8 protein-coding genes and 1 pseudogene are annotated in these 12,013 nt (G+C 72.0%); 6 read left to right on the top strand and 3 right to left on the bottom strand.

Features of this window, described 5'->3' with window-relative positions; genetic code table 11:
- Positions 1–276 precede the first annotated feature (276 nt).
- Positions 277–2,013: a family 20 glycosylhydrolase gene (locus AB0B57_RS19125; protein WP_357071022.1), complete on the bottom strand. Its 1,737-nt coding sequence runs from the start codon at positions 2,011–2,013 to the stop codon at positions 277–279.
- Between the two features lie 255 nt (positions 2,014–2,268).
- Between AB0B57_RS19125 and ppdK the strand changes: the two genes are divergently transcribed.
- Positions 2,269–4,977, top strand: a complete 2,709-nt coding sequence (ppdK, locus tag AB0B57_RS19120) for a pyruvate, phosphate dikinase (RefSeq protein WP_357071019.1) — start codon at positions 2,269–2,271, stop codon at positions 4,975–4,977.
- A 40-nt stretch (positions 4,978–5,017) separates the two neighbouring features.
- Here ppdK and AB0B57_RS19115 read toward each other — a convergent pair whose 3' ends face one another.
- Entirely contained in the window at positions 5,018–5,518 is a 501-nt protein-coding gene (locus tag AB0B57_RS19115) for a roadblock/LC7 domain-containing protein (RefSeq protein WP_357071016.1), read from the bottom strand.
- Positions 5,519–5,770: 252 nt separating this feature from the next.
- Here AB0B57_RS19115 and AB0B57_RS19110 point away from each other — a divergent pair, with 252 nt between their 5' ends.
- The 3 genes from AB0B57_RS19110 to AB0B57_RS19100 are packed head-to-tail and all read left to right on the top strand — an operon-like array spanning position 5,771 to position 8,240.
- On the top strand, positions 5,771–6,118 hold the full coding sequence (locus AB0B57_RS19110; RefSeq protein WP_357071013.1) for a VOC family protein: 348 nt from the start codon (positions 5,771–5,773) through the stop codon (positions 6,116–6,118).
- 10 nt (positions 6,119–6,128) lie between these two features.
- On the top strand, positions 6,129–7,394 hold the full coding sequence (locus AB0B57_RS19105) for a deoxyguanosinetriphosphate triphosphohydrolase (protein WP_357071010.1): 1,266 nt from the start codon (positions 6,129–6,131) through the stop codon (positions 7,392–7,394).
- A 15-nt stretch (positions 7,395–7,409) separates the two neighbouring features.
- Positions 7,410–8,240, top strand: coding sequence for a siderophore-interacting protein (locus AB0B57_RS19100; RefSeq protein WP_357071007.1), 831 nt, complete (start codon positions 7,410–7,412; stop codon positions 8,238–8,240).
- Between the two features lies 1 nt (position 8,241).
- On the opposite strand, the gene AB0B57_RS19095 is transcribed toward AB0B57_RS19100, so the two are convergent.
- A complete protein-coding gene (locus tag AB0B57_RS19095; protein WP_357071004.1) occupies positions 8,242–9,447 on the bottom strand; it encodes a low temperature requirement protein A in 1,206 nt (401 codons plus the stop codon).
- A gap of 113 nt (positions 9,448–9,560) precedes the next feature.
- On the opposite strand from AB0B57_RS19095, the pseudogene dnaG reads away from it, so the two are divergent.
- Together dnaG and AB0B57_RS19085 are read left to right on the top strand one after the other, a co-directional pair.
- Positions 9,561–11,463, top strand: a pseudogene (dnaG, locus tag AB0B57_RS19090) (DNA primase).
- On the top strand, positions 11,464–12,000 hold the full coding sequence (locus tag AB0B57_RS19085; RefSeq protein ID WP_357071001.1) for a hypothetical protein: 537 nt from the start codon (positions 11,464–11,466) through the stop codon (positions 11,998–12,000).
- The last annotated feature ends 13 nt before the right edge of the window (positions 12,001–12,013 follow it).

The following is a 12,013-nucleotide window of genomic DNA, read 5'->3' as shown; positions in this document are numbered from 1 at the left end:
CACCACAGCCCGGGGGCTGCGGCGGCATGCCAGGTATAACGACCCGGCCCGGCCCCCCATTCCGCCGCCGGAGTGGCCCCGACCACCCGACACCGTAGGTCAAACCCGACAACCCGCCCACCGTGCCCACCTCGCGAACCGACACGGCCGGGCGAGGCGGTGTGATCGACTCGGGTTCACGGAAATCGCGGTGTCCGGATGCCGGGGATACCCCGACACCATGAAAGCCGAGACGATCACGCCGGTCTGCGGCGATCACGCGCCCCGGGCCGGGGATCAGGGCGTGGCGGTTGCGGTAGGTGTCGCGTCGCGCTGGGTGGGGATGGTCGGGGTGCTCGGCCAGGGCACCTCGGGTGCGCGGTGGAAGGTGATTCCGGCCCTCTCCCAGCGCGGGCCCTGACCGGCCAGTCGGTCACGGAAGTCGGCCCAGTCATGGGTCACCCGGGGTGACCATCCCAGCTCGGCGATGGCGGGGAGTCGGGGCAGGAGCAGCAGCTCGATGTCGGCCAGCGAGGTGACCGACTCGGTCCAGAGCGGGGCCTCCACCCCGAGGACAGCCGTGGCGGGCACGTCTGCGACGTGTGTGCCCGGATCCCAGTCGTACGCCTTGCGCACGTCGATCAGGCCAGCCCAGTCGTGCCCGATGGGGGTGTCCGGGGCGTACTTCATGTCCAGGTAGGCGTGGTTGCCGGGGGACACGATGAGGCGGGCGCCCCGCCGGACTGCGTCGGCCGTGGTGGGGTCGTCGGCGTTCGTGCCCCACCACTGCAGCACCCGCCCGTCGACGTGCCCGGCCGGTGCGAGCTGGTGCCAGCCGACGACGGTCTTGCCGACGCCGGCCACGATGCGCTGCACCCGCTCGACGAAACCGGTGTAGACCTCGCCCTTGACCTTGAACGCCTCGTCGCCGCCGATGTGCAGCCACGGCCCCGGGGTGAGCGCGGCCACCTCGCCCACCACGTCGGTGATGAAGTCGTACGTGCGCTCGTCGGCCGGGTCGACGTAGCTGAAACCGACCTCGGTGCCGGTGTACGGCGGGGGCGCGACCTTGTCCGGTGCCAGTTCCGGGTACGCGACAAGCGCCGAGTTGGTGTGCCCGGGAAGGTCGATCTCCGGGACGACGGTGATGTGGCGGGCGGCGGCGTAGGAGACGATCCGCCGGTAGTCGGCCTTCGTGTAGTGCCCGCCGGGGCCACCGCCGACCTCGGTCGCCCCACCGACGGAGGTCAACCTCGGCCAGGAGTCGACGGCGATCCGCCAACCCTGGTCGTCGGTGAGGTGCAGATGCAGGTGGTTGAGCTTGTACCGGGCGAGGTGGTCCACGACGCGCAGGATGTCCTCGACGGTGAAGAAGTGCCGTGCGACGTCGAGCATCGCGCCTCGGTAGGGGAAGCGGGGAGTGTCGGTGATGGTCCCGCCGGGCAGCGCCCAGCGTTCGGTGACCGGGGTCGGGCTTTCGATGGCCGGTGGCAGCAGTTGGCGCAGGGTCTGCACGCCGTGGAAGAGGCCGGTGGCGGTGGCGGCGGTGAGGCGGACCCCGTCGCGGGCGACGTCGAGTCGGTAGCCCTCTGCGCCGAGATCGGCGGCCTCGTCCAGCACCAGCGCGATCCCCCCGGCCGGCACCGGCCCGGCAGTGTCGGCGGCCGGCAGCGAACGGGCAGCGGCGTCGGCGGGCGGCGCGGAGTGGGTGACCGGCAGCGGGTAGCCGGTGGCGGGCCGGAGCAGCTCGGCGAGTTGCATGGCGACCGCCAGTGCGGCGGGGTCGGCGCTGGCCACGATGACCGCTTCGGCCGGTAACACCCAGTCGTCGGCCGGGGCCGGCTGGACCTGCGCGGGAGCGGGCACGACGTCGGCCAGCCGGTGCGGTGCCGGCTGGGCGAGGTGCGGTGCCGGCTGGGCGAGCAGTTCGTGGGCGGCCCGCTCGGCGGTCTGGGCCAGGGTGACCGCGTCCGACTCCCGCGCCGGTGGCGGCACCGGGCCGGTGGCGGGGGTGGGGGAGGGGATGGTCGACACGGCGGCGACTCCGAGGGGTGTATTCGCGTCGGTTATGGCAAAAGTGAGGTTCACCGGCTGGCGTGCCGTCAAGCGTACGACGCTCGGCCGGGATGCGTGATGGTGCGCATGGAAGCGTTCCCAGAAACCGGTACGAACAGGGATAGTCGTGATGGCTGTGCCAATTGTCACCGAACGGTCGCAGGCCACCCGACGCTCGCCTAACCTTCGGCCTGAACCTTCGTTAAGTTTCCCGGCGCGTGTGTGGAGGCTTTGGTGGCAGCGCAAGAGACCGTCGACCACAAGTACGTCTACGACTTCTCCGAGGGCAACAAGGACCTGAAGGACCTGCTCGGCGGCAAGGGGGCGAACCTCGCCGAGATGACCAATCTCGGCCTGCCCGTTCCCCCCGGGTTCACCATCACCACCGAGGCCTGCCAGGCGTACCTCACGACGGGCCGGCAGCCGGACGGGCTCGCCGGTCAGATCGAGGCGCACCTGGAGTCGCTGGAGCGCGCGATGGGCAAACGTCTCGGCGACCCGCGGGACCCACTGCTGGTCTCGGTCCGCTCCGGGGCCAAGTTCTCCATGCCCGGCATGATGGAGACCGTCCTCAACGTCGGCCTCAACGACCAGAGCGTGGTCGGGCTCTCGGCACAGGCGGGGCAGAACGACAGGTTCGCCTGGGACTCCTACCGGCGACTCATCCAGATGTTCGGCAAGACCGTCTGCGAGGTGCCGGGCGAGGAGTTCGAGCACGCGCTCGACGAGATCAAGAGCGCCAAGGGTACGCACGACGACCTGGACCTGGACGCGGACGACCTGCGTGGGCTCGTCGACGCGTACAAGAAGATCTTCTCGAAACACACCGGTCGGGAGTTCCCGCAGCAGCCGCGCGAACAGCTCGACCTCGCCATCCGGGCGGTCTTCGAGTCGTGGAACGCCGAGCGCGCGGTGCTCTACCGCCGCCAGGAGCGCATCCCGGCCGACCTCGGCACCGCGGTCAACGTGGTGACCATGGTCTTCGGCAACCTCGGCCCGGATTCGGGCACCGGTGTCGCGTTCACCCGTGACCCGGCCAGTGGCGCGCAGGGCATCTACGGCGACTACCTGGCCAACGCCCAGGGCGAGGACGTGGTCGCCGGCATCCGCAACACCGTGCCGTTGCAGGAGTTGGGGCAGCTCGACAGGGCTTCCTACGACGAGCTGCTGGGCATCATGGCCCGGTTGGAGGAGCACTACAAGGACCTGTGCGACATCGAGTTCACCATCGAGCGCGGCAAGCTGTGGATGTTGCAGACCCGGGTCGGCAAGCGCACGGCCGCCGCCGCGTTCGTCATCGCCGGTCAACTCGTCGACGAGGGCCTGATCGACCTGGACGAGGCGCTGCACCGGGTCAACGGCGCGCAACTGGCCCAGCTGATGTTCCCCCGCTTCCAGCTCGACCACGAGTTCCAGCCGGTCGCCACGGGCATCGGCGCCTCGCCCGGCGCGGCGTCCGGCACCGTGGTCTTCACCTCCGCACGGGCCGTCGAGCTGGCCGCCGAGGGGAGGTCGGTGATCCTGGTCCGCCGGGAGACCAACCCGGACGACCTGAACGGCATGATCGCCGCGAAGGGCATCCTCACCTCGCGCGGCGGCAAGACCAGCCACGCCGCCGTGGTGGCCCGGGGCATGGGCAAGACCTGCGTCTCCGGTGCCGACGACATCGACGTGAACGTGCCGGCGAAGCGGTTCACCGTGGCCGGGCAGACCGTCGGCGAGGGCGACGTCGTCTCCATCGACGGCACCACCGGCAAGGTCTACCTCGGCGAGGTGCCGGTCATGCCGTCGGAGGTGGTGCAGTACTTCGAGGGCAGCCTCGACCCGGAGCACATCGACAACCCGCTGGTCCGGGCCGTACACCGGATCATGACGCACGCCGACGGCAAGCGGCGGCTGGCGGTCCGCACGAACGCCGACACCGGTGCGGACGCGGCCCGGGCCCGGCGCTTCGGCGCCGAGGGCATCGGGTTGTGCCGCACCGAGCACATGTTCCTCGGCGACCGGCGGGAGCTGGTCGAGCGGCTGATCCTGGCCCGGGCCCCGGGGGAGCGGGAAGCGGCGCTGGCGGCGCTGCTGCCGTTGCAGCGGGCCGACTTCGAGGAGATCTTCCGGGAGATGGACGGTCTGCCGGTCACCGTCCGGTTGATCGATCCGCCGCTGCACGAGTTCCTGCCGCCGTTGGAGCAGCTCGCGGTCAACGTGGCGGTCGCCCAGGAGCGCGGCGAGGACGTCGCCAAGGAGGAGGCGCTGCTGGCCGCCGTCCGGCGGATGCACGAGGAGAACCCGATGCTCGGGTTGCGGGGCGTGCGCCTCGGCCTGGTCATTCCCGGCCTGTTCGCGATGCAGGTCCGGGCCATCGCCGAGGCGGCGGTCAGTTGCGCCCGCGGCGGTGGCGTGGCGAAGCCGGAGATCATGGTGCCGCTGGTCGGGGCCGTGCAGGAGTTGGAGACGGTCCGCGCCGAGGCCGAGAAGATCATCGCCGAGGTGGTCGGTGACAGCGGCGTCGAGGTGCTGATCGGCACCATGATCGAGGTGCCCCGGGCGGCGCTGACCGCCGGGCAGATCGCCGAGGCGGCAGAGTTCTTCTCCTTCGGCACCAACGACCTGACCCAGATGGGTTGGGGCTTCTCCCGCGACGACGTCGAGGGCGCGTTCTTCTGGCGCTACCTGGAGCTGGGCATCTTCGGCATCTCGCCGTTCGAGTCGATCGACCGCGACGGCGTCGGCCGGCTGGTGCGGATCGCCGCCGAGGAGGGCCGGGCCGCCCGACCCGGGCTGAAGCTCGGGGTCTGCGGTGAGCACGGCGGCGACCCGGACTCGGTGCACTTCTTCCACGAGGTCGGCCTGGACTACGTGTCCTGCTCGCCGTTCCGGGTGCCGGTGGCCCGGCTGGAGGCCGGTCGGGCCGTCGTGGAGACCGGCGGGTCGGACAGCCGCTGACGTGGGCCGGCGGCGGCCCGGCCGCCGCCGGCACCGCCGATCAGATCGGCGGGCGACGCCAGGACGGGCGGGCCGAGCGGCGCGACTGCGTGGGCAGGGTCGCCATCGGGGTACGCACGGCGAGCGGCGCGTGCCCATTCGGAACCGCGCTGGCGCCGCCACCACCGATGCGCGTGTCCAGCACCGAACCGGCCCGTCGGGCCACCGCCCGAGCCTCCCGGTGCAGCTCCTCCAGGTTGTCCGGTGCCGACACGGTGACCAGGGTCAGCAGAGCGGTGCGCCCGGCCGGGTAGGTCACCACGCAGCCGGCCGTCGTGTGGACCACCGACTCCCGGAACTCGCCACGCCGGACGGTGTCGGCCACCCGGTGGCCGAGCCCGAAACTGGCGGCGGCCAGCGCGGCGAGGTGGGTGGCGTCGGTGCTGGGCAGGTCGCTGGAGATGAGCAGCCCGTCGGTGCCGGCCAGCACCGTCCCGGCGACCTCGGGTCGACGTCGGCGCAGCCCGCGTAGTTCCGTACCCACCACCGTGTCTGCGTCCACGAGTTGCTCCCTCACCGGTCGGGATCTGCGTGTCGGTTGGCTGGTCACGTTCCGCGCTGGGAACGCTACCGGTGGCCATCTCCGCTCGTGAGCCCGTAACGCACGGCAGTCGGTCCACAACTCCGGGCCGATCGGTGGTTGTGGACACTTCGTCGACGCGTCGGGGTCGCGTCGGGCAGCCGGGACGGGCGTAACCTTGGCTCGCTCGCAAACGGCCGATTGCGTACACCGTCGAACGGGAAGGGTGACTGAATGACAAGCGTCTGGGAGAGCCTCACCGTCGATGCCCGTGACCCGGCGCGACTGGCCCGTTGGTGGGCCGAGGCGCTCGGCTATCAGATCGTCACCGAGAAGCCGGGTGAGGTGGAGATCCGCCAGTCCGCCGACCGCCTGCCCGGCCTGGTCTTCGTGCCCGTGACCGACGGCAAGGACCACAAGAACCGGCTGCACCTCGACCTGCGCCCCGCCGACCTGGAGGCCGAGGTCGAACGGCTTGTCGACATGGGCGCCCGGCACGTCGACATCGGCCAGGGTGACTCCGACTGGACGGTGTTGGCCGACCCGGAGGGCAACGAGTTCTGCGTCCTGCGTGAGCAGTGAGCAGTGAGCAGTGAGCGGTGAGCCGGGCGCGGCGGACGCGCGGTTGGTGCGGGAGGCGCCCAAGGACACCGGGCATCGCCGCTCACCGTACGAGCGGGACCGCGCCCGCGTGTTGCACTCGGCGGCGTTTCGTCGGCTGGCCACCAAGACCCAGGTGCACACCGCCGGCACTGACGACTTCCTGCGCACGCGGCTGACGCACTCGTTGGAGGTGGCGCAGATCGCCCGGGAGATGGGTGCCCGGTTGGGCTGCGATCCGGACGTGGTCGACGTCGCCGGGCTGGCTCACGATCTCGGGCATCCGCCGTTCGGGCACAACGGCGAGTCCGCTCTGGACCTGCTGGCCACGCCCTGTGGCGGCTTCGAGGGCAATGCGCAGACGTTGCGGGTGCTGACCCGGTTGGAGGCGAAGGTGCTCGCCCCGGACGGCTCGTCCGCCGGCCTGAACCTGACCCGCGCGTCGCTGGACGCGATCGGCAAGTACCCCTGGCCGCGCCGCCCGGGGCAGCGCAAGTTCGGGGTGTACGCCGACGACGCGGCGGTCTTCGGCTGGATCCGGGCCGGTGCTCCCGGCGACCGGCGCTGCCTGGAGGCGCAGGTGATGGACTGGGCGGACGACGTGGCGTACTCGGTGCACGACGTGGAGGACGGCATCCACGGCGGGTACGTGACGGTGGGTCCGCTGCTCGTGGACGCCGACGAGCGGGCCGCGCTGTGCGCCGACGTGGCCGCCGCGTACTCCGGGGAGTCCGCGGACGACCTGGCCGGGGTGCTGGTGGACCTGCTGGCCGATCCGCTGTTGGCCCCGCTTGTCGGTTACGACGGCAGCCACCGCGCCCAGGTCGCGTTGAAGGCCACCACCAGTGGGCTGACCGGCCGGTTCGTGTCGGCGGCGGTGGCCGCCACGGAGGAGCGCTCCGGCCCCGGCCCGCACCGCCGCTACGACGCGGATCTGGTGGTGCCGAGGCTGGTCCGGGCCCAGTGCGCGCTGCTCAAGGGCATCGCCCTGCGGTACGTGATGCGGCGTTCCGGTTTCCGGGGCCGCTACGAACGGCAGCGGACGATGCTCGCCGAGTTGGTGGCCGCGCTGCTCCGGCGTGCGCCGGACGGGCTCGATCCGATCTTCGCGCCGATGTGGCGGGCGGCGGGGGATGACGCCGCCCGGCTGCGGGTGGTGATCGACCAGGTCGCCTCGCTCACCGACCCGGCGGCGGTGACCTGGCACACCCGCCTGGCCGGTAACGGCACACCGCCGAACCGTCACGAGTCAGCTTAGGCTAGCCTAACTGGCATGACGGAGCGCCCCAGGAACGTCACCTCGGTCCACGTGCTGCGCACCGAGCGGCCCACCCCGCACCTGATCCGGCTCGTCCTCGGTGGGGACGAGCTGACCGGCCTGCCGGTGGGCGAGTTCACCGACCACTACATCAAGCTGGTGTTCCCGCAGCCCGGTGTCGCGTACCCGCAGCCGTTGGACCTCGCCGCGATCCGCCGGGACCTGCCCCGGGAGCAGTGGCCCCGGCTGCGCGCGTACACCGTGCGGCGGTGGGACCCGCTGGCCGAGGAGCTGACCGTGGACGTGGTGCACCACGGCGACGAAGGGTTGGCCGGCCCGTGGGCCGCCGCGCTACGTCCGGGTGACCCGGTGCACTTCGTCGGCCCCGGCGGGGCGTACGCGCCGAGCCCGGACGCGGACTGGCACCTGCTGGTCGGCGACGAGAGTGCCCTGCCGGCGATCGCCGCCGCGTGCGAGCGGCTGCCGCTGGGTGCGCCGGCCCACGTCTTCGTGGAGATCGCCGACCCGGCGGACGAGCAGAAGCTGCTCAGCCCCGGCGCGGTCGAGCTGACCTGGCTGCACCGGGGCGACCGCCCGGTGGGCGCGGCGCTTGTCGAGGCGGTACGGGCGTTGCAGTTCCCGGCCGGGCACGTGCACGCGTTCGTGCACGGCGAGGCCGCCTTCGTCCGGGACCTGCGCCGGCTGCTGCGCGGCGAGCGGGGCGTACCCCTCGACCGGCTCTCCATCTCCGGCTACTGGCGGCGCGGCATGGACGACGAGGGTTGGCGCTCCACCAAGGCCGACTGGAACAACCAGGTGGCCGCCGAGGAGGCCACCGCCGCCTGAGTCAGCCCTCGGGCGTGCGGTTCGCCTCGCCGGCTCGGGCGAGTCGTCGGCTGAGCAGCACGGCGTACCCGACGACCGCCAGGGCGAGCAGCGACAGCAGCACCCTCGGTCGGTGCACGAGCGCGGTGATCAGGCCGACCGAGAGCACCCCGTAGGCGGCGATCGCCAACCGGGCGATGCTCGGTCGGGTCCACAGCCAGTACAGGGCCAGGCCACACAACGTCCAGACCACCATCGACGCGCCCAGCAGCAGCCGCAGCTCCAGCGGCAGCCGGGCCGCGTTGGCGTCGACAAGCCGGACCACCTGGCCGAGCGACCAGCCGAGCAGCAGCAGTGCGCCGCCGAGCGGAATGTGCAGGAAGCTGTACGCCTGCCCACCGCGCAGCCGACTCTGGAGCAGGCGGGTGGTCACGAAGGTGGTGTAGACCCACCAGACGGCCGCCGGGATGAGGAAGGCCATCGCGGCGGTGAGGATCATGTGCGGCGGGGGGTGGTCCGGCACCGCGAAGAGCAGGCTGGCCAGCGCGCTGCCCAGCACGATGATGGTGAACTGGCCGATGCGTTCCGGCAGGTGCCGGTTGTCCACCGGCCAGCGGTTGAGCCACCGCGCCCCGACCCAGGGTGTGGCCAGTTCGATGACCATGGCGACGATCCACAGGACCGGGCGCAGTTCGGTGGGCAGGGTCAGCGACACCAGCCAGATCAGCCAGCCCGACCCGAAGCCGATCAGGTAGATCGTCGTCACCAGGCGGGCCATCGAGCTGGTCGGGCGGGCCCGCAGGTACAGCAGGAGCAGCACGCCCCGCACGATCAGGTAGCCGACCGGCAGGAGCACGCTCTCCGGGACCTCGTCGACCCCGAGCGTCATCGCGCCCGCGCCGACAAGTGCGACGAGCACCAGCAGCCGGTGCAACGCGTCGTCCGGGTCGAACCGGGTGTCGTAGTAGACCTGCCCGATCCAGGCCCACTGGATCACCACGAAGAGCCCGATCACCGCCAGCACCGCCGTCGGCGACGGGGTCGGCTCGTTGCCCAGCCGGGCCACCACCGCCGCCAGCGCGTACACGAAGATGAGGTCGAGGAAGAGCTCCAACCAGGTGGCGTGCCGGTGGCCGGCCTCGTCGGTCTGCGGGGTCTGCCCACGGAGCCCCATCCGGGCGGCCAGCCGGCTCGGCAGGTGGGGAGCGTCGGTGCGTACCCTGCGCATCTGGTCATGGTCCCCGTGCGGGCCCGGCCGGCGGGCCGGAACCGCCCAGCCGGCAGCGGTGGCCGCCACACCGGCATCCCCCGGCCGGCGTGTCGTCGGCCCGGCAGGGCAGGATGTACGCCGAGGGGGTGGCGCATGGCTGGGCGGATCCGGGACGAGGACATCGCACTGGTCCGGGAACGCACCTCGATCGGGGATGTGATCTCCGAGACGGTCACCCTCAAGTCCGCCGGTGGCGGCAACCTCAAGGGTCTGTGCCCGTTCCACGACGAGAAGAGCCCGTCGTTCAACGTCTCCCCGGCCCGCAATGTCTGGTATTGCTTCGGCTGCGGGGCCGGCGGCGACGCGATCAAGTTCCTGATGGACGCCGACCACCTCAGCTTCGTCGAGTCGGTCGAGCGGCTGGCCGGCCGTGCCGGCATCCAACTGCGCTACATCGAGGACGACCGGGGCACCCCACGCCCCCGGCCGCAGCAGGGCCAACGGCAGCGCCTGGTCGCCGCGCACGCCGCCGCCGTCGAGTTCTACCGGGCGCAACTCAGCACGGCCGGGGCCCGGCCGGCACGGGAGTTCCTGGCCAAACGGGGTTTCGACCGGGCCGCCGCCGAGCGCTACGGCTGCGGCTTCGCTCCGGAGGGTTGGGACCTGCTCACCAAGCACCTGCGCCAGCAGGGTTTCACCCACCAGGAGCTGGTCACCGCCGGGCTGTCCCGGGAGTCGCGCTCCGGCACCCTGATCGACAGGTTCCGCCGCCGGCTGCTCTGGCCGATCCGTGACCTCGCCGGCGACGTGATCGGCTTCGGCGCGCGCAAGCTCTTCGACGACGACGACGGCCCGAAATACCTGAACACCCCCGAGACGCCGATCTACAAGAAGTCGCACGTGCTCTACGGCATCGACCAGGCCAAGCGTGAGATCGCCAAGCAGGGTCGGGCGGTCATCGTCGAGGGGTACACCGACGTGATGGCCTGCCACCTCGCCGGGGTGACCACGGCGGTGGCGACCTGCGGCACCGCCTTCGCGGCGGACCACATCTCCGTGCTGCGCCGGCTGCTGTTCGACAGCGACGAGGTGGCCGGCGAGATCATCTTCACCTTCGACGGTGACGCGGCCGGCCAGAAGGCCGCGCTGCGGGCCTTCGAGGACGACCAGCGCTTCGTCGGGCGCACGTTCATCGCGGTCAGCCCGGACAACATGGACCCGTGCGATCTGCGGCTGGCCAAGGGCGACCTGGCCGTGCGGGACCTGGTCGCCCGCCGCGAGCCGCTCGTCGACTTCGCGCTGCGGCACGTGATCGGCCGCTTCGACCTGGACACCGTCGACGGCCGGGTCGAGGCGATGCGCCACGCCGCGCCGCTTGTCGCGCGCCTCAAGGACCGGGAAAAGCGCCCGGAGTACGTCCGCAAACTCGCCATGGACCTCGGGATGGAGATCGAGCCGGTGCAGCGGGCGGTGCTCGCCGCCGCCAACACCCCGCCGTCGGGCACCCGCGACGCCGCCCCCGCCGCCCGGCCCACCTCGGCTCGCCCCGAGCCGGCCCTGGACAGCCCCCAGTCGATGGTCGAGCGGGAGGCGCTGAAACTCGCCCTCCAGCAGCCAGTCCTGGCCGGGCCCATGTTCGACGCGGTCGAGTCGACCGAATACCGCCACCCGGTGCACGTGGCGGTGCGGGCGGCCATCGCGGCGGCCGGTGGTGCCGCGTCGGCGACCGGCGGCGCGGTCTGGATCGAGTCGGTCCGGGACGCCTGCGACGACCTGGCCGCGGCGGCACTTGTCGGCGAGTTGGCGGTGGAGCCGCTGCGCATCGACGGGGAAGCAGACCCGCGCTACGTGTCGATCACCATGGCCCGGGTGCAGTTCGGGTCGGTGACCTCCCGCATCCGGGACATCAAGTCGCGCATCCAGCGGATCAACCCGGTCAACAACAAGGACGAGTACTTCGCCGCGTTCGGTGAGCTGCTGTCCCTGGAGCAGCACGCGCGGGCACTACGCGAGCAGGCTGCGGGAGGCCTCTAGATGGGACTGTTCAGCCGCAAGCCGAAGCTGCCACCGGCCAGCCGGCCGCCGCTGACCCCCGACGAGCGGGTGCTGGCCTGGGCGGCTGCCGGCAACGGCGAGGGCGACGGGGTGGTGGTCGCCAGCAACCTCGGGCTGTGGTTGCCCGGTCGGGGGCACCGGCTCGGCTGGCACACCATCCTCAAGGCCGTCTGGTCCGGCCGGCAGTTGACAGTCACGCCCGCCGAGGCAGTCGTCGAGCGCGACGGCTACACGGTGGTCGCCGACGGCCCGGCCGAGACCTACCTGCTGCTCGACCCGGGTGAGCTGCCGCACCAGGTGCGGGCGCGGGTGACCCGCTCGGTCGCGTACACCGAGCACCAGCCGGTGCCCGGCGGCGCGGCGCGGGTCGCGGCCCGCCGTGTGGCCGGGGCCGACGGTCTGACCTGGACGGTCCGTCTGGATCCCGGCACCCCGGCGGACGACGAGGCCCTGCTCGCCGAGACCGACCGCCTGGTCGGCGTGGCCCGCGCCGCCACGGCGCCCGGCGACCTGTGAGCGCACGCTCGGT

The sequence above is a fragment of the Micromonospora sp. NPDC049101 genome (assembly GCF_040648675.1).
Taxonomy (GTDB): domain Bacteria; phylum Actinomycetota; class Actinomycetes; order Mycobacteriales; family Micromonosporaceae; genus Micromonospora.
The sequence above is the reverse complement of the archived record's forward strand: the minus strand, read 5'-3'. Positions and strand labels throughout refer to the sequence as shown.

Bases quoted from the DNA above. Each gene is read 5' to 3' on its own strand.
- AB0B57_RS19110 (WP_357071013.1), top strand. From the start codon at position 5,771: ATGACAAGCGTCTGGGAGAGCCTCACCGTCGATGCCCGTGACCCGGCG.
- AB0B57_RS19100 (WP_357071007.1), top strand. From the start codon at position 7,410: ATGACGGAGCGCCCCAGGAACGTCACCTCGGTCCACGTGCTGCGCACC.
- AB0B57_RS19095 (WP_357071004.1), bottom strand. From the start codon at position 9,447: ATGCGCAGGGTACGCACCGACGCTCCCCACCTGCCGAGCCGGCTGGCC.
- AB0B57_RS19085 (WP_357071001.1), top strand. From the start codon at position 11,464: ATGGGACTGTTCAGCCGCAAGCCGAAGCTGCCACCGGCCAGCCGGCCG.